General features: G+C 41.3%; 21 protein-coding genes and 1 riboswitch. Of the genes, 9 read left to right on the top strand and 12 right to left on the bottom strand.

All coding sequences use genetic code 11. The annotated features are described in order from the left end of the window. Nucleotides 1-72: 72 nt before the first annotated feature. On the top strand, nt 73-1110 hold the full coding sequence (locus J7I96_RS04205) for an NAD-dependent epimerase/dehydratase family protein (protein ID WP_214769546.1): 1038 nt from the start codon (nt 73-75) through the stop codon (nt 1108-1110). Nucleotides 1111-1229: 119 nt separating this feature from the next. Here J7I96_RS04205 and J7I96_RS04200 read toward each other — a convergent pair whose 3' ends face one another. The 5 genes from J7I96_RS04200 to J7I96_RS04180 are packed head-to-tail and all read right to left on the bottom strand — an operon-like array spanning nt 1230 to nt 4931. Beyond that, a complete protein-coding gene (locus J7I96_RS04200; protein WP_251025116.1) occupies nt 1230-2048 on the bottom strand; it encodes an iron-containing alcohol dehydrogenase family protein in 819 nt (272 codons plus the stop codon). A gap of 40 nt (nt 2049-2088) precedes the next feature. Further along, a complete protein-coding gene (locus tag J7I96_RS04195; RefSeq protein ID WP_214769543.1) occupies nt 2089-2334 on the bottom strand; it encodes a hypothetical protein in 246 nt (81 codons plus the stop codon). Between the two features lie 52 nt (nt 2335-2386). Further along, nucleotides 2387-3205, bottom strand: coding sequence for a MetQ/NlpA family ABC transporter substrate-binding protein (locus J7I96_RS04190; protein ID WP_214925515.1), 819 nt, complete (start codon nt 3203-3205; stop codon nt 2387-2389). Nucleotides 3206-3259: 54 nt separating this feature from the next. Next, nucleotides 3260-3928 carry a methionine ABC transporter permease gene (locus J7I96_RS04185; protein ID WP_214769537.1) on the bottom strand — a complete coding sequence of 223 codons (669 nt, stop codon included), beginning with the start codon at nt 3926-3928 and terminating at the stop codon, nt 3260-3262. Then, nucleotides 3915-4931 (bottom strand): methionine ABC transporter ATP-binding protein, encoded by a 1017-nt coding sequence (locus J7I96_RS04180; RefSeq protein WP_214769534.1) that lies wholly within the window; start codon nt 4929-4931, stop codon nt 3915-3917. The genes J7I96_RS04185 and J7I96_RS04180 overlap by 14 nt, the downstream gene beginning before the upstream one ends. A 69-nt stretch (nt 4932-5000) precedes the next feature. Beyond that, nucleotides 5001-5105: riboswitch (SAM riboswitch) on the bottom strand. A 282-nt stretch (nt 5106-5387) separates the two neighbouring features. Here J7I96_RS04180 and J7I96_RS04175 point away from each other — a divergent pair. Beyond that, the gene (locus J7I96_RS04175; protein WP_214769530.1) at nt 5388-6212 is read left to right on the top strand and encodes an MBL fold metallo-hydrolase; all 825 of its coding nucleotides are present in this window, start codon (nt 5388-5390) and stop codon (nt 6210-6212) included. Between the two features lie 62 nt (nt 6213-6274). Here J7I96_RS04175 and J7I96_RS04170 read toward each other — a convergent pair whose 3' ends face one another. From J7I96_RS04170 to J7I96_RS04145, 6 genes are all read right to left on the bottom strand, one after another. Then, nucleotides 6275-6463, bottom strand: coding sequence for a hypothetical protein (locus tag J7I96_RS04170; RefSeq protein WP_034314753.1), 189 nt, complete (start codon nt 6461-6463; stop codon nt 6275-6277). A gap of 84 nt (nt 6464-6547) precedes the next feature. After that, nucleotides 6548-6751: a YheE family protein gene (locus tag J7I96_RS04165; protein ID WP_034314751.1), complete on the bottom strand. Its 204-nt coding sequence runs from the start codon at nt 6749-6751 to the stop codon at nt 6548-6550. A gap of 62 nt (nt 6752-6813) precedes the next feature. Beyond that, complete coding sequence (locus J7I96_RS04160; RefSeq protein ID WP_214925517.1) at nt 6814-8010, bottom strand: YheC/YheD family endospore coat-associated protein; 1197 nt, start codon at nt 8008-8010, stop codon at nt 6814-6816. Beyond that, entirely contained in the window at nt 8007-9374 is a 1368-nt protein-coding gene (locus J7I96_RS28585) for a YheC/YheD family endospore coat-associated protein (protein WP_214769513.1), read from the bottom strand. Before J7I96_RS28585 ends, J7I96_RS04160 begins: the two co-directional genes overlap by 4 nt. Nucleotides 9375-9377: 3 nt before the next feature. After that, entirely contained in the window at nt 9378-10445 is a 1068-nt protein-coding gene (locus J7I96_RS04150) for a YheC/YheD family endospore coat-associated protein (RefSeq protein ID WP_214769509.1), read from the bottom strand. 16 nt (nt 10446-10461) lie between these two features. Then, entirely contained in the window at nt 10462-11475 is a 1014-nt protein-coding gene (locus J7I96_RS04145) for a YheC/YheD family endospore coat-associated protein (RefSeq protein WP_214925519.1), read from the bottom strand. 37 nt (nt 11476-11512) lie between these two features. On the opposite strand from J7I96_RS04145, the gene J7I96_RS04140 reads away from it, so the two are divergent. The 6 genes from J7I96_RS04140 to J7I96_RS04115 all read left to right on the top strand — a co-directional run bounded on the left by J7I96_RS04140 (nt 11513) and on the right by J7I96_RS04115 (nt 14902). After that, entirely contained in the window at nt 11513-11719 is a 207-nt protein-coding gene (locus J7I96_RS04140) for a hypothetical protein (protein ID WP_214769502.1), read from the top strand. A gap of 373 nt (nt 11720-12092) precedes the next feature. Beyond that, nucleotides 12093-12284 (top strand): DUF445 domain-containing protein, encoded by a 192-nt coding sequence (locus J7I96_RS04135; RefSeq protein ID WP_214769499.1) that lies wholly within the window; start codon nt 12093-12095, stop codon nt 12282-12284. A 287-nt stretch (nt 12285-12571) separates the two neighbouring features. Next, complete coding sequence (locus tag J7I96_RS04130; protein ID WP_214769496.1) at nt 12572-13018, top strand: hypothetical protein; 447 nt, start codon at nt 12572-12574, stop codon at nt 13016-13018. Between the two features lie 147 nt (nt 13019-13165). After that, a complete protein-coding gene (locus J7I96_RS04125) occupies nt 13166-13522 on the top strand; it encodes a YlbF/YmcA family competence regulator (protein WP_034314741.1) in 357 nt (118 codons plus the stop codon). Nucleotides 13523-13669: 147 nt separating this feature from the next. Then, a complete protein-coding gene (locus J7I96_RS04120; RefSeq protein ID WP_214769495.1) occupies nt 13670-14536 on the top strand; it encodes a Cof-type HAD-IIB family hydrolase in 867 nt (288 codons plus the stop codon). A 117-nt stretch (nt 14537-14653) separates the two neighbouring features. Continuing rightward, entirely contained in the window at nt 14654-14902 is a 249-nt protein-coding gene (locus J7I96_RS04115) for a transcriptional regulator SplA domain-containing protein (protein WP_048687464.1), read from the top strand. 246 nt (nt 14903-15148) lie between these two features. Here J7I96_RS04115 and J7I96_RS04110 read toward each other — a convergent pair whose 3' ends face one another. Continuing rightward, nucleotides 15149-15598: a DinB family protein gene (locus tag J7I96_RS04110; protein WP_214769493.1), complete on the bottom strand. Its 450-nt coding sequence runs from the start codon at nt 15596-15598 to the stop codon at nt 15149-15151. A 304-nt stretch (nt 15599-15902) separates the two neighbouring features. Here J7I96_RS04110 and J7I96_RS04105 point away from each other — a divergent pair, with 304 nt between their 5' ends. After that, complete coding sequence (locus J7I96_RS04105) at nt 15903-16298, top strand: hypothetical protein (protein WP_214769491.1); 396 nt, start codon at nt 15903-15905, stop codon at nt 16296-16298. Nucleotides 16299-16523 lie beyond the last annotated feature (225 nt).

Genomic DNA, 16523 nt, shown 5'->3' with positions numbered 1-16523 from the left:
TGCAAGTATTATTAATTTCAGGAAAGGGTATTGCGTATGCTTTATGGAATATCGTTAAAGAGGGGGGATCTTATGAACATTTTAATACTGGGTGGTACACGGTTTTTAGGCCGATATTTAGCAAAAGCTGCAATAGAGAAGGGGCATGATGTCACACTTTTTAATCGTGGAAATGATCCTTATGTTTTCGCCGAAATAGAACAGTTAAAAGGGGACCGCGACGGGGATCTTGAAAAGCTGAAAGGAAGACAGTGGGATGCGGTCATTGATACATCAGGCTTTGTCCCTCGAACTGTATCGAAATCTTGCAGATTGCTTAATCAAGTTAAACATTATACATATATTTCAAGCATCTCGGTTTATAGTGATCCTACCGAACCAGGTATTGATGAAAATGGAGAGGTTCATGCACTAAATGAAGATAAAGCAGAAGAAATAACCCGCGGAACGGCTGGACCGATATACGGTGAATATTATGGACCGTTAAAATCATTAAGCGAAAAAGCAGCTGAAAACGAACTGCCGGGGAAAGTCTTGTCAATTCGTGCTGGGCAAATAGTAGGTCCATTTGATTACACTGACCGATTGCCGTACTGGCTTAAAAGAATAGCGGAAGGGGGAGAAGTTTTAGCGCCTGGACGTCCTGGACGTCCAATCCAAATTATCGATGCAAGGGACTTGGCTCAATGGATCATCCGAATGATGGAAAAAGGCGTGACAGGAACGTTTAATGCTGTTGGACCAGAATACACACTGACTATGGGGCAAATACTTGAAGGCTGCAAAAAGGTTACAAGAAGTAATGCTGCCTTTACATGGGTCTCTGAAAAATTTTTAAATGACAATAGAGTAGAGCCGTGGGGAGAAATGCCCTTATGGATACCGGAAGAATTCCCTTTACCAGGAGGTAAGGAACCTTTGAATGGGTTTTTGGCTGTCGACAACGATAAAGCCATCAATAATGGACTAACATTCCGTCCCCTATCAGAAACTCTCGAAGATATATGGAATTGGGAAAAGGGCCGTCCGGAATCTGCCGAGAGAAAAGCAGGCATGCACAGACAACATGAAAGTGATCTTCTTGGATTATGGAAACAGACAGTAGGTTGAGATCTTCTTTTATTATACTGAAGTATTAATGGAACATTATGTATGCTTGGTGAAAAGGATGATTTTAAACAATGAGGAATCAAATAAAAAGCGATGGGTAAAAAACCCCAATCGCTTTTTTAGTCCATGGATGGATTTGCATGGTTTGTAAGGATTTCAAGGTTTTCCATGGCGGCTGCCACTTTTTCCTTGTTGATATCAGGGAAGAGAAGATGGATGTCTTCCCCTTTTTTGACAGAGTGGGTAGCAATCTGTTGAAGTTCCGCTTTATGTTCAACAGTTAGGCCAATATCAAGCAATGTCATCGGCAATTTAAGTACCTGGTAGATGGGCAGCAATTGTTTGATTTCCGAGAATTTCCCTTCTAGCACAAGCTGGACTAAAATGCCATATGCCACTTTTTCCCCGTGAAGTAAATGATTCGCTTGGGTGATGGAAGTCATGCCATTATGAATGGAGTGGGCACCGGCAACGCGCAAATACTGGCCGCCAAACCCGTCGCCAAGACCACTGATGATGATGTTCGTTTCAATTACACGCTGCAGCGCATCTGTCCATTTCCCTTTTTCTAAATCAGCTAAGGCTTCCTCGGCATATGTCAATAAAACTTCCTGGCATTGCCTCGCAGCCAAATGGGCCAATTCAATACAAACGGACTTGGTGGCAAGCTTTTCGGCCAGTGCATTGCCCTCGTACCATTTCGCCAATGTATCGCCGATTCCAGCACGTAAATAGTTAATTGGCGAATTAAGAAGAATTCTTGGTTCAATCAATAACATCCAAGTGCTTTTTTCATGAATATCATAACGGGCATATGAGCCATTATCATCATAAATGACACTCAACGGTGTCCAGGCAGCGCAGGTGGAAGCCAAGGTTGGAATGAGGATGATTTCCTTTTGAAGCGAGTTTCCGGCCGATTTGGCCAGGTCGAGCAACTTACCGCCGCCAATGCCAATTAATGCATCTGCACCATGTTCAAGAGCTGCCTTCTACGCGTTCAATTTCCGGGTCACTGCATTCCCCGCCGTATGTGAAAAAAATCGTCTCAATATTTTCTAAGGAAGGAAAAAAGGGTTCAGTAACTTCCCAGGATTTTCGTCCATGAATAACGAGCACTTTACGGATGTTCCCTTTATTCAGTTTCCCTTCCAGGTTTTCAAGGACATTTGCTTTACAAGCGTAATAAGCGGGACCGCTGCGGACCTCCAGTAAGGTATTCATCCTAAATGAAAGGCCTGTTTCCGGTAAAGGGAAGCAGGCCTTGGTTATTTGATCAATTCATCCAGTCTGGTTTTCCGAATCCGGCAAATTTGTCATCGATCACTTTTTCAAACTGGTCGGATTCCACTACTGATTTAATATCCTTGGCAAATTGAGCGTCTACATCTTTTGTATTCACTGCAACCACGTTTCGATACATATCCGGCATTTTTTCTAAAACTAGGGCATCCTTGAGGTCCATTTTCGCTGCAAGAGCAAAGTTGACAGGGACCGCCGATAGGTCAACGCTGTCTGTTGCGCGGGGCAACTGAGCGGATTCCAATGGTTTTAGCTGGATGTTTTTTGGATTTTTCGTTACATCCTTTTCAGATACTTTTAGAGGGTCGACATTTGGATCGACTTCAATCAACCCTTCATCCACCAGCACTTTTAGTGCACGGGCCAGGTTAACCGGATCATTGGGCACTGCAAGGGATGTACCGTCCTTCACTTCTTTCAATGAATTATACTTATTAGAATATATGCCCATTGGTGCTGTTGGAACTATGATAAGGTCGGAAAGCTTTAAATCATTTTCTTTAGCGAAGTTATCCATGTACACTTTATGCTGGAACAGGTTGGCGTCGATCGAGTTGTTGCCAAGTGATTTATTCGGCTGGATATAGTCGGTGAATTCGACGATCTCTATTTTGTATCCGAGATCTTCCAGACCTGGTTTGATGGCCTCCTTAACCATATCGGCGTACGGCCCGGTAGTCGCCCCGATCTTCAATTCTTTTTTGTCTTCAGTATTTGGGGATGCATCGCTCCCGCAAGCTGCCAAGCCGAGTGCAAGTGCACAGACTGATAATAACGAAGCTATTTTCTTCATTTGAAATTCCTCCTGAGTAATGAAATGTATTGAATCATGAAAAAATGACTGATCCTATCGCTTGTTAACCATGTATGAGACTTTATCACCAACCATTTGAATGAGTTGCACAAGGCAGATCAGCACGACGATCGTCGTGATCATGACTGTGTTGTCATATCGGTAATATCCGTACCGGATGGCCAGGTCGCCTATTCCGCCACCGCCGATTGTCCCGGCCATTGCTGAGTAACCGATAAGCGAAATGGTCGTTAATGTCAGTCCTTGAATGATTCCCGGTTTTGCCTCTGGAAGAAGTACATCCTTAATGATCATCCATGGAGTGGCACCTACGGCAATTGCAGCTTCAATCACTCCTCTGTCTATTTCACGTAATGCCGTTTCAACAATCCTTGCAAAAAAAGGTATTGCGGACACGGACAGGGAAACAGAAGCTGCTCTTGGCCCTATCGTCGATCCCGTAAGTAGGTCCGTTAAAGGAAGGAGGGCGACCAAGAGAATGATGAACGGGATTGAACGGACAATATTGACTGCGAAACCGAGAGATCGATTCACGATGCTATTTTCAAAAAATAAATTCCTGGTTGTTGTAAATAGCAATACTCCAAGCGGTAAACCGATCAGCAGGGCTACTGCAAGAGAAACGCCGACCATATAAATCGTTTCAAGAAAGGCTTTATTAAGATCAGGTAAAATATTGACGATGGGATTAAGCAGTGACATGTTTTAACACCTCCACAGAACTGGAACGATTTTTTATATATTCCAGTGCCGAATGTATTTGGTCGGAATCGCCAATTAACTCGATGATTAAAATGCCTAAAGGAACATCCTGGATATACTCAATTTTACCGTGTAAAATATTCCCCTTTACTGGATGGGATTGGAGAGTATCCGAAAGAATCGACTCACCGGCGGTTTGCCCTTCGAATTGGATCTTAATAATCGTACCTTGACTTTCTTCAATCAAGTGCGAAGGGAGTTCGAAATCCAGTACACTGCTAATGAATTGCTTCGTTAACTCCTGTTTAGGCTGTGAAAATATTTCATAAACGGGTCCTTCTTCAATTACCCGGCCATCCTGCATGACGGCGACTCGGTGGCATAGTTCTTTGACCACTTCCATTTCATGTGTAATCAGGACGATGGTGATACCAAGCTCACTGCTTATCTTTTTCAATAACTGTAAAATCGCCTTTGTAGTTGTTGGATCAAGGGCTGAAGTCGCTTCATCACACAATAGTACAGTGGGTTCATTTGCTAAGGCGCGAGCTATGACGACCCGTTGCTTCTGTCCACCGCTAAGCTGTGCCGGATAGACATCTTTCTTATCGCTGAGCCCTACGATTTCCAACAATTCCAATACACGTAGCTTGATTGCGTCCTTCGATCGATGTGCGGCCTTTAAGGCGAAAGCGACATTTTCAAAAACGGTTTTTGAACTGACCAGGGAAAAGTGCTGGAATATCATTCCGATTTTTTGGCGTTGTTTACGAAGCTCTTTACTTGATAAAGAGGTTAGATCAATGCCGTCGATGATGATATTTCCACCTGTCGGACGTTCAAGCAAATTCAAGCAGCGGAGTAATGAGCTTTTTCCAGCTCCGCTGTAGCCGACAATTCCATAAACTTCGCCAGTTTGAATGGTTATAGATATGTTATCCACTCCGATAACTCGGTTTTTTTTCGAGACGTATTCCTTTCGGACTGAACGGATTTCAATCATGAGCTTTCCCCCTTAAACATTAAAAAAGCTGCCTCCATCATTCAGAAAGAGGCAGCGAAATCATATCTCGTCTTATCTTTCAGAATGCAATCATTCTGCAGGAATTAGCACCGTTCCCTAAGGGCGGTTGCCGGACATCGCAGGGCCTGATCCCTCCGTCACTCTTGATAAGTAAATTATTATTTTAGAATATTTCAAGTTTTATAATATAATCTATATTATTTGTAAAACCCGACAATGTCAATCGTTTCTTTGACTTTTTTGTCATTAAATCTGGTACAGTCCGTTAAAACGATTCATGGAAAATGGGCTATTATGCAATAATCCAGCCGTTTCATCGAGGAAACTTATTCCTATATTTCCTTGTCAAAAAGGTAAAGTGGTACTACATTTATTATAGTGAAGTTAAAAAAAGGAAGATGAAACTATTTTTGTACAATGATGGGAGGAAACCGAATGATAGAGATTAACACGATAAATGATGTGGTTTGCGTGCATGGGACTCCTGGCGGAAACAAGGCGGGGATGAGTGTGTATGTCTTTTTAACGGATGGCCTGTTGATAGATACTGGCGCACAGATTTTATTGGAAGAGCTTATTCCATTCTATGAATCGGCAGACTTCGACTCAGTGGCCCTGACTCACTATCATGAAGACCATACTGGGGGCGCTGCCTGGATACAGGAACATAAAAAGGTGCCGCTTTTCATCCACCCGATGTCAGTGGAGGTTTGTGCAAAGGATGCTATATATCCTGAATATCGCAAAATTTTCTGGGGAAAGCGAGATGCTTTTAAAGCTGAGCCGCTAGGGAAGGCTATACAGTCTCGTACCCAAACATGGGAGCCGATTTTCACCCCCGGCCATGCTAAGGACCATATGGTGTATTTGAACCATAATAATGGCGTACTCTTTTCAGGAGACCTTTTTGTTACACCGAAAACAAAGCTTGTTTTACGGGAAGAGTCTGTCCCGGTCATCATCGATTCCATAAAAAGATTACTTCAATATGACTTCGGGGATGTGTTTTGCTGCCATGCTGGGCATGTCCCTGATGGGAAGGACATGTTTCGGAAAAAGCTTGATTATTTGGAAAACCTCCAAGGTGAAGTTTTACGCTTACATTCTCAAGGACTGACCGTTCATGAAATTCAGCAGCTCGTTTTACCGAATCGCTATCCCCTTATCGAAATATCTGGGCATGAATGGGATTCAGAACATATCATTACATCGATATTAAACGAAAATATTTTAAGTGCGAGGGAGAATGGGACTGATTGAATTATCGTTTTAACGGTCTGACCAATATAAAAGAGAGCTCTCCATAAGAGAGCCCACATTATTCATTTATTGACATTGGGATCTGTTTCATCATAAAAATCATGTGCTTCTTCGATGTTCTGAAGGTTTGCGACTTCGTACACATTTCCGCCCGCCATTCCTTCATTGATGATACGGTCGATATCCAAGTAAACGGAGTCCTTGCCATCATATTCGGTATCCTTCAAAAATGTCATTTTTTCTTTATCCAAAATAAATCCCTCCTAGCCTTTTCTTTAGTTTAGGCAAAGGAGTTTTTTTTATTCTGTTTAGCGATTCATGAATGGAAAGGGGGGTCATTCATATACATGGAAAATCATTAAATCATGTATCATGCTTTTAAGTTTGGTTTCATCTGTTTCGGAAGGCGGATTGGCTGTCCACTCGATGGATCCATCTTTATGATACAAGGCTTTGACTGCCTGCTTATTGAAATAAAAGGAAATTTTCCATCCTGGCAGATTCTTATGCAATGGTTCCCATTGAAAATGAGTGATCATATGTATTACCTCCATATAACTGTTTCTCATTCGATTATAATGGAAAACGGCAGCTGGAGGTGTTATTTTCTTTTCAGGTTAGGAAAAGTTAATTCAATGAAAAGATTTTTTAAATGCAAAAGCCTGTTTTTTTCAATTTCTTCTTCATCGAATTGCATCGGCTTTGAGTTCACTTCGTATATGAATAGCGAACCCGATTCGTCTTCCCCTATATCAATGGAAAACTCACCGAGAAACCCGATCTTTTTTGAAAGTATCTCTCCGCATTTTTGGGCGATATTCGCTAATTTTAGATCCAGTTTTTTTGATTTAAGGTCCTGATATGGAAAAAGCTTTCCGCCTCGGGGAGTGTGGGTGGTGATTTCCTGAGTTTGCGACATCCTTACCGCTTTGCCGGTCACTTTATAAAAACCTTTTTCATAATGGACGAGAATCCGGTAATCATAACGATGTCCAAAGAGTTTTTTTGGTATGATCGCCTGTTGAGCAAGATAGCTCCTTTTTAATAAATCCCTTTTTTTGGTTTCCCAGAAGGAAGCAAAATCCGGGAAGGACTCACTATGCTTTAAGCTATTGAACAATAGGGTATAATCATCATTTTTGGCAATGGTATAAATTCCCTTCCCTTGGCTTCCTTTGCATGGCTTAAGGTATATATGCCTGTATGTCTCCAGGAAAGAATCAAGGCAACCGCTGTTTCGTAAGACCATGGTGGGCGGAAGGTGATTGGTGAGGGATCCATCTTCAGTTAATGCTTCGAACATCACATATTTATCTATAAAACAGGGGTTGAATAGAGTCATTCGGTAATCTTTAAAATGTCTGATAAGATGTTGGAATTCCTCTGACGCCTCATAGCTCCTCCAGGGGATACGGTTATAGACGATGTCAGGGAAGGGCACTTTACATTCAATCCACTTGTTTGAAATGGAGGAAAAAAGATACCCTTTCATCGACTCGGAATGAAGGGCATTTCCTGTGAATACATACGCCAATATTCCATGTTTCAATAAATATAATGATAAGTCCCGAAAAAGGGTCAGGTTTCCACCCAAACCTGATTCCTTTTTGGGATTGGAAACAGTTAAAATTCCGATGGTAAGCATCCGGTTACCCGGAAATATTGTGATTGGAATTAGAGGTTGATTCGAATGGTCCTTTTTATAGCTGATTTCTTCTTCGGCAGAGCCGGCGAAAAGTTCCGCATTCTCATGAGTGTGGTACCAATTTTCAGTGAGGATATCATAAAAAATGTTCATTGCGGCACTCTGATTGATTTCGTGATCGTCTGTTCCGTAAGATAAATGGCATAATCAAGGCTTAGCTTTCGGGTCAGCAATTCGAAATCCTTGAGTTTTGGATGGGAGAAGATGGAACGTCCAGGCTTGGAATTGGCTTCAAACATCCAAACCTGCCCTTTTTTATCCAATCCAAAATCAAATCCTATTTCTGCGATGATGCCGTCCAAGTTTTTTTCTATACTGTCACTTAAAATCAGTGCGGCTTCCGATAGCTTTCGTTCGACTTCTGTCGCCTCATCGTCATCTCCAAACAGTTCGGCAACCGTTTTGATGACACCCCCGCTTTTAATATGGGTCGTGACACTGCCGGCGCCGGCGATTTTTGCGGCAATCGCGGTCACCTGCCATTTTCCATTACTGTCCTTGTTCGTATGGACCCGGAAATCCACTGGACGTTTTTCAGATCGAATTAAAGGGATGCCCTGCTGCACGATCAGATTCTCGAGCGGGCGGTCGTGAAAAATATGTTTAACGATGGATTCCAATGTCGAAAACCGTTGCAGTTTATTTTCTTTTGCTTCGTTTGTATAGCGGCAATAGTAAACATTTTCATGCTTATCATAAAGAATTTGGTGAATCCCTAGACCAAGGCTGCCGTGAATGGGCTTTATATAAACTTGCCGGTAATGGGAAAGAAGGGTTTCCACAACGGATATGGATTGAAATGGATACGTTTCCGGCAAATAAGGCAGTGCCCGCTCATCTGCGCATAACCTTTCATTTACATCCCATTTATTGAAAAATCCGGGGTTATACCATGGTATGGTATATATTTTTTTGAATTTCTGCTTCACTTCTTTGGGTCCATCACGGTTTTCCGTCAACCGATTTGGTAGCCGGTCATAGATGACATTAGGAAAAGGAAATTCATAAATGTTCCAGTCATCTTTATCAAATACATAGCCCCTGATTGTCTCCTCATCCCAATTGATTACATTCTCTCCAAAAACAAAGGGAATACAGCCTGTGGTCTTGCTAAGCGAAAGGAGCTTTGCGAAAAATTCAGATCTCTCCCCTAAAGGTTTGTTTGAAAGACCCGTGAAGCCTGAGGAAAAGATTCCGACAAGCGGTCCGATATGGATGTTCTTGCCGTATATGAATAAATGAAGGGGGATATCGGCATGATCGAATAATAGAGATTCAGCAAGACTTTCCGATAGCACGATTGTTTGATTGACGGCCGGGTTTTGTTTGACGATGGCAGGACATGAATGTCGTCCGAAATAAATTAATTCAATCTCTGCCAAATCTCCAAGCTCTGAAGGGTAGTAGAGAACATTGCCAGGGATAGTGGCAATTTCGGCAGGATAAGTCTTTCTCACTTCCTATTCACCTGCTTTCTGAAGCTGTTCTGCTAAATACTGGCTATACTTAAACGGTGCACGATGAATATCTTTCATGGTCTCCGGCTGTAGTGCCTGAATGATTTTCCTACCTGGCTTCGAGTTAATGTCCATTATCCATATTTGGCCTTTTTTATCGATGCCTAGATCAATTCCCAACTCAAATAATCTTTCAAAGACAGCTTCGGTTTCAACGGGCAAGGTGCGAAGGATATGCTGAATCTTTTGTTCGACAGCAATCGAAATCGTTTCCGGGTTTCTTTTGTTGAAGGTATCCAATGAAATGGCTTCCCCGCCTGTGGCAAGATTTGAAGTAATTCCGTCTTTTTGTCCCGTACGAATTCCGCGGCCCCGTTCCATCCATTGATTCTTATCGTTTTTTTGAAGTAAAATCCGTAAATCGAACGGCTCATTATTTTGGGTGCAAAGTTCCAAATATGGCTGGCAAAGATAACGGTATCGATTTAATAAATGCTGCAGCCATTTGTTAAGCTGAGATTTGGAGGAGAATGGGCGGTCATATTTGGTGCCCTTTTTCGTCATGGAAACCAAAGTCCCGTCTTCAGTTTTTGAAAGGAGGTAGATTCCTGTACCGCCTGCACCGAATTCAGGTTTGATGATGATTTTATCCAGGCGTTCCAAATGTCCTATAATATCTTCAGGCGTCGTCACTTGTACGGTTTCTGGAAAAAATGCCTGTAGGTGTGGATGTTTTTTTAGGATTTGGTACACTTCCCACTTGCCAGGAAGGCCCAGTCCTAAGAAATTCGAGTTATCTTTTAACCACTCGATTTTGTGTCGTGTTTCCGTTGACTCACGAACTAAACCGTGAAAACAGCGATCATATACAAAATCAGGTAAATCAAAAGATGTGGCGATCCAAGTTTCGTTCCCGGAATCAAAACGCTCGCCCCTCACTTTTTTCAGGTCCATATCAATATTTTCCGGTGAAAATTTGCAAACTTTCATATTAAATGATTTAGCGGTTTTGGCTATTTCGGTGAAGTAGTTGTTTTCATTATCCGACGTGGCCATTAATCCTATTAACACGTGCTAGCAACTCCTTTTATGGATGGTTTTCGCGGTTAAGGGCAAGCATGAAATCTATGATTGATTTTACTGATGGACGAAAGGTTTCATAGTTGCCTTGAAATTTTTTCGAAGGTTTTGAATTCACTTCGATGATCCATGGATGGGTATCGGTATCCAGTGCTAAATCGATCCCTAGCTCACCGAATGAATCGTCAAGGTTCTCGACTAAGGCCTGTGCAGTGTTTTTAGCCAGGCGTACGAGCTTTTGATATATTCGGCTGGCGTCCTGAAGTTCAAATGCTTCTTTTAGAAAATCCGGCCCATTTTTCATCAATCCGCCTTGTGCAAGATTGGAAACAATAGTACCAGGATCCCCAATCCGGGCAACCATTGATGTAACTTTCCATTCAAGCTGTTCGTTCCGGTGAAGTAGTATGCGAAAATCAACTTTTCTCTGATCGGTTTCGAATAGGGAAATCCCTTTTTGAAGAATGAAGGATCGTTTTCTGGAAAATCTTTTTAAGGTTTCAAACAATTTTTCATCCGTATCAGCAAATTGTATATTCTGGAGATGTCCGGATTGCTCGATTTTCCATTTTCCAGCTACTTGCGTTAATCTGCAAATATTCCTGCCTTGGCTGCCTGATGTGGGTTTAAAGTAGATTACCGAATGCTTTTCTATAAATGTCAAGAAAGGTTCCATTTCGTTAAACAGCATCGTCTCTGGCAAATTTGGCAATAGCTCATTTTCTAAGATTAGCAGTTCATGTACATCATGTTTGGATAGGAACCTTCCGTTGAACATTGGAATTGACCGTTCCTCCAGTTCAGTTTTAAACACCTTGAAAGAAGGCGATTGCTCAAGTTTGCGCGAATGTATCCGGTTATAAAATACATCAGGGATGGGGAGAGGCAAGGCTTTCCAGCCACCTTGCCCTGGCAGGTAGCCTTCCACAACCCCATCTTGAAGAGACTGCAGTTTTACTAAATAGAAGGGGATGCCCTGCTGATTACAATATGATTTCATTTCCTGATAAAATTTTTCCATTTCGCCAAATGTCCCGTCTTGCAAGGGAGTCTGGTTCATGAGTGAAGCGAAGAATGGGCCTATTTTTATTGACCTTTCTTCCGCATGGTATGAGACGGAAATTGGATCGGAAAAAGCGGGTAAGGATAAAATTTGGTTCATATCATATGAAAGTTTCATTGTAGGCTGGGATGACGGGAATGGCTGGACAAGTACCGGGACGGAACGGCATCCAGCCATTATCGTTACGGGTTCTCCAAATTGAAGGTCCCATTCCTCAAATAACTTTTCTTCGATAAACAATAGCGCCTTCTTTCTAGTCTCTGCGGGATTTACCGTAATGTAAACTTTCTGTTGGTTAAGGTTCATAATAATTCCCCGTTTGCACTAAGTTTAATATCCTTTAATAATTAAATGATGGGCAAATGTGGATAACACATTCTATGATTTTTTAATTAGAAGGTGTCATCAAGCCTTTATTTCAAGCAATAAAAGGAGAAATTTCATGGGTGAGTTTTGGTAAAAATACTGTTTATGGTTGTCGTTGGTGCTGTAATAGGCGGCTTCACTAATTTATTGGCTATCAGAATGCTATTCAGACCGTATAAGCCAATCCATATTTTGGGGAGCAGCTGCCGTTGACACCAGGGGTGATTCCAAAGCGGCAGGATGAGCTAGCCGAACAATTAGGCAAATTGGTGGTCGATCATATCACACCAGAGAGCATTCACAGTAAAGTCATCAATGATGCCTCTATACAGAATATGAAAATTTTCGTCCAGGCAGAAGTAAAGAAAGCATTGTCCACACAAAAAAGTACTGCTCAATAGCTTGATCAAATGGGGATGAAGAATTCTTCATTTACGCTAGAACAGCGATTACAAACATTCATTCTTGGTAAATATGAAACATGGTCGGGAGAGAGCAGGAGCAAGAGCTTGAAAGATATCGTCCCTCCGCCACCTTCAGCAAAAAGCCCTCGACTCGATTCCTGATTTGTCACGTTTCATCGTGAAAATGGGAAAAGAATACTACGACAGCGGAAGGAAAACTTCGTCTTTAAGACATGTAGGATGATTTTTTCAAGGAACGGGGCAAGCTGATAAATTTAATTCAGATGTTCATTGGAAACGAAAAGTTAATTGATAAGATTCAGCCGGAAATCATTAAATTTTTTGAACAATCGAGAACGATTGATATATTGTCAGTGATGTTGGTGAAAGAGTGGGGAAGTCTCGAGAAATGGGATATAGAGAATATCGAGGGAATGATCGGGAGAGAAACGATAAAACAATGGATTACCGAAAAAACGGCTGAAATGCTGCCTGTCGCTTCGATCCTGAATAAACCGGTTCGAGAATTGACTGCCAATTTCTCGGACATCATCGTGGACAAGGGAGTTCCGATTTTTGTGGAAAAAGGTGCCGAGTACGTAAACAATCATTTCCAGCCGCTATTCCAAAACTGCATTTGGACGATATCGTGGAAGAACAGGTTTCAACCTTTTCGGTGTCCTGACTTGAGGAAATGGTCGTTTCCATCACTTAGAAGGAATTGTCGATGAATCACATACCTTGGGGCCATGCTTGGTGGAATCATCGGTTTATTTCAAGGTTTCGTAACTGTTTTAATAGGATGACGTGTAATTCTCAATCGGATTTGTTATAGTGAAAAGGTGTAGGAATACAATGATTACCGGGAGGGGAAATAAATGAGTAACGTATATGATGCAGCGTATGAAATGGAAAAGGCGATTAGGGCAAGTAATGAATATGCCGATTTGCAACGCTTATATGATCTTGTGAATTCTGATGAAGCAACAAAAGGAATGTTTGAAAACTTCCGTAATCTGCAGATGTCATTGCAGCAAAAGCAAATGATGGGACAGGAGATTGCACCGGAAGAGGTTGAGCAAGCACAAAAGACGGTACAGCTTGTCCAACAAAACCCAACCATTTCACAATTGATGGAAGCTGAACAACGGATGAGCATGGTCATCGCAGACCTCAATAAAATTATCATGAAGCCGCTTGAAGATTTATATGGCTTGCCTGAACAACAGCAATAAGCAGTTGGAGACTCCCTTCTATAATGGTTGGGGGTTTTTTTGTTCCCTGAAAGCACAAGTGCAAGGGGTGTGAACCACTATTTGTTCTATTCTCGAAATTTTAGTCATAAATTTTGAAAGAGGATACTACAGATGGGGGAGATCAGCATGGTATATCGACTACTTGCGGTCAATATCGACGGGACATTGCTCCAGTCGAATGGCCGTTTAAATAAATCGACTAAAGAAGCAATAGATTATGTTCACCAAAAAGGTGTCCATGTTGCACTTGTGACGTCAAGAAACTATCACTCAGCAAAAAAAGTGGCCAAAGCCCTAAAAATAAATCCGATGATCGTTGCTCAGCAAGGAGCCTTTGTCGGAGCTTCCATGGAGAAGCCGATAATGGTAAAAAGAATATCAGAAGAACTGACTGCAGAGCTTGTGCAAATGCTTGAAAAGACCACGTGCCAAATATTGCTCATTCATGAAAAATACTCGCTGGGCAATCGGGTGAACCTCCCGGAGAATTTGCTTGGTAAATCGGTTATGTATTTGAATGACCAAAATATTTATGCTCAAAATTATGTGGATGATATCAGTGAAGAGCTTATTGACCAGCCGATGGCCCCGACAAAGATGGACATTATATTTCCAGAAAAAAATGCTCGAAATGATATGTTGAAATTGATAAAGGAAATGTTCCCTGAGGTAGATGCACTCTTACACCCAGGACATAAACTGACCATCGTTCCGAAGGGTGTATCTAAATGGAGCGGTGTATTGTATTTAGCTGACCATTTAGAGGTGAAAAGAACGGAAATCGTCTCGATTGGCGATGGATTGGATGATATGGAGATGATTGCCGGTTCTGGTCTGGGAGTTGCCATGGGCAATGCGGATGAGGAAGTACGGAAAGTGGCAAAATGGGTGACGCGCTCCAATGATCAAGATGGTGTTGCCTATATGCTTAGGGAATTTTTCCGGAAACAGCATCCGATCGAATTTTTACAAAAAATGAATATGCTTAAGTGAATGGCGGGGCTCCTTCATATAGAAGGGGCCCCATTCGGATAATGCCGCTCTTTATAAATAATTATAAGCTTCTTTCCATAAACTAAAGGAAAATCAGTAATGGAAAGGAAGAATTCTATGGGTGTAATCAATGCAAAAGAAGTGCAGGTCGGTGACGAGGTGTTTGTGATTTATAATAATCCCCATGTCCCTACCGTTTCGAATATCAGGGCAGCGGAAATTGTTCCGCACCCCAAAGATCCCAATGCAGTTGCCTTGTTCCTGAACGATACATTTCATACGATCGAGGATGATGATGCTTTGTTCACTTCGGAAGCCTCAGCAGAAAAAGCATACAGTGATTATATGGATAACCAAATGACGTAAAGAGACGTTCACTTCGAATGAACTGATGGAGGCCCTCGCTAAAAAGAGCGGGGGCTCTTATTGATTATATTTACGAGTAAAAGCATAAAATTCACGAGTATTTGCACTAAACTCACGAGTAAAAGCTTAAAACTCACGAGTATTTGCTCCAAACGTACGTGCAAACGCCAAAACTGTAATTTTTCGTCCTAATGAAAAAAACTGCCACTCCCATTTCAAGAAAAACAGGGTGACAGTTTCTTAATCTCAGTTGTTGGATTGTATGAATAGTTTCATTGCGTGAATTTGGCCTATATGATTGGTTTCGTGCAAGACCACAAAATTAATGAATTCTCCCACTGTTTCCATTCCGTTAAAAGGCTGTGCCGTTTTTTCTGTCAATCGTTCTTCCGGAATTTCAAGCAGTCGATCAAGTTGTTCATGCAACTGTTGCTTTAATACTTCAACGGAAGGTACATCTCCGGTCCAGTTGGCTGGTTTTGAACCGTATCCGAATAGCTGGCTGTAACTCTCTGGCAAATTACTATTGGAGTTCAATAAAAACTTTTCCGCTGCAGTAAGGACATGTCCAATGTGCCAATGGATTGTATTATTAAAACCTTTAGGCTGCACATCCATGAACTCTGGATTGATTCCTTCAATTTCTTTCAAAAGATTGCTGCGCATGGCTGTCAGTTGATTTTTAACATAATTCATTTTATATTCCCCTTTCAATCTTGTATTACTTATCGCTACTCATGAAAATTATAGCAAGGATATTTCAATATTATCAAATTTTAGATAAGCCTTTCCAAAAGGGGAAGGCTTTTTAATTTACAATTTATTTCATTTTAAGGGGTGTAATTGTTGAATAATAATCGGAATACATGCATTGAAGGACATATGCCCAAGGGATAAAGGTTAAAAAATAGACAAACAATCCTATTACTCTTTTGCGTGGACTAGTATAATGAAAAATATTGGATAATTAATCCATTGGGGTATAAGGGGATGACATGTAATGAAAAGGAAACCGCTCCTGGTTGGCCTTTGCTTATTATCAATAACGTTGGCTTCAGGTTGTACAACAAAGCAAGAACATATTTCCGTTCAAAAATATGAAGGTAAACACTACAAATTCGAAGCATATAAAAAAAAGATAGAAATGGGGAAAACAGAAAAAACAAAAGAAATAGTAAAGAATGCCGATTGGGAAGAATTCGCGCTGGAGAAGGATCATCCTAAGGCGGACTTCATCTTTTATTTTAATGATGAGAAAAACGAAAGTGGAATTTCCGTATATTATGTTTGGGTAAATCCTGATGAAAATATTGTAGAATTGACAAAGGATGAACATAGCCAGTATGTACAGCTAAATAGAAAGGATTCTGAAATAATATTAAGATTGCTGAATTGATGTATAGAGGAGATCCTTGATTTCAAAAAAATCTATACAAGCATTTTTTGAACTCTCATGTGCCCGACTATCAGAGTTATATAATGCAGCCAGCCTTTTTAAGGGTGGTCGCAAATTCCTTAAATCCAGAAAGAAGTCATAAAAGGGTAAAAAAAACATGAAGAATTTCCCGGTATTAATCGTGGTTCCTGTTGAGACTATTCCGAATGAAAAACTGTAACATTA

Source organism: Bacillus sp. ISL-78, from assembly GCF_018613455.1.
GTDB lineage: Bacteria > Bacillota > Bacilli > Bacillales > DSM-1321 > Peribacillus > Peribacillus frigoritolerans.
The sequence above is the reverse complement of the archived record's forward strand: the minus strand, read 5'-3'. Positions and strand labels throughout refer to the sequence as shown.

Excerpts from the sequence above, each read along its gene's own strand:
- J7I96_RS04195 (WP_214769543.1), bottom strand. The coding sequence starts at position 2,334 with ATGAATACCTTACTGGAGGTCCGCAGCGGTCCCGCTTATTACGCTTGT.
- J7I96_RS04190 (WP_214925515.1), bottom strand. The coding sequence starts at position 3,205 with ATGAAGAAAATAGCTTCGTTATTATCAGTCTGTGCACTTGCACTCGGC.
- J7I96_RS04185 (WP_214769537.1), bottom strand. The coding sequence starts at position 3,928 with ATGTCACTGCTTAATCCCATCGTCAATATTTTACCTGATCTTAATAAA.
- J7I96_RS04115 (WP_048687464.1), top strand. The coding sequence starts at position 14,654 with ATGGGTGTAATCAATGCAAAAGAAGTGCAGGTCGGTGACGAGGTGTTT.
- J7I96_RS04175 (WP_214769530.1), top strand. The coding sequence starts at position 5,388 with ATGATAGAGATTAACACGATAAATGATGTGGTTTGCGTGCATGGGACT.
- J7I96_RS04145 (WP_214925519.1), bottom strand. The coding sequence starts at position 11,475 with ATGGAAAAATTTTATCAGGAAATGAAATCATATTGTAATCAGCAGGGC.
- J7I96_RS04110 (WP_214769493.1), bottom strand. The coding sequence starts at position 15,598 with ATGAATTATGTTAAAAATCAACTGACAGCCATGCGCAGCAATCTTTTG.
- J7I96_RS04180 (WP_214769534.1), bottom strand. The coding sequence starts at position 4,931 with ATGATTGAAATCCGTTCAGTCCGAAAGGAATACGTCTCGAAAAAAAAC.
- J7I96_RS04165 (WP_034314751.1), bottom strand. The coding sequence starts at position 6,751 with ATGATCACTCATTTTCAATGGGAACCATTGCATAAGAATCTGCCAGGA.
- J7I96_RS04125 (WP_034314741.1), top strand. The coding sequence starts at position 13,166 with ATGAGTAACGTATATGATGCAGCGTATGAAATGGAAAAGGCGATTAGG.
- J7I96_RS04105 (WP_214769491.1), top strand. The coding sequence starts at position 15,903 with ATGAAAAGGAAACCGCTCCTGGTTGGCCTTTGCTTATTATCAATAACG.
- J7I96_RS04120 (WP_214769495.1), top strand. The coding sequence starts at position 13,670 with ATGGTATATCGACTACTTGCGGTCAATATCGACGGGACATTGCTCCAG.
- J7I96_RS04130 (WP_214769496.1), top strand. The coding sequence starts at position 12,572 with ATGTTCATTGGAAACGAAAAGTTAATTGATAAGATTCAGCCGGAAATC.
- J7I96_RS04205 (WP_214769546.1), top strand. The coding sequence starts at position 73 with ATGAACATTTTAATACTGGGTGGTACACGGTTTTTAGGCCGATATTTA.
- J7I96_RS04140 (WP_214769502.1), top strand. The coding sequence starts at position 11,513 with ATGAGTGAAGCGAAGAATGGGCCTATTTTTATTGACCTTTCTTCCGCA.
- J7I96_RS04160 (WP_214925517.1), bottom strand. The coding sequence starts at position 8,010 with ATGAACATTTTTTATGATATCCTCACTGAAAATTGGTACCACACTCAT.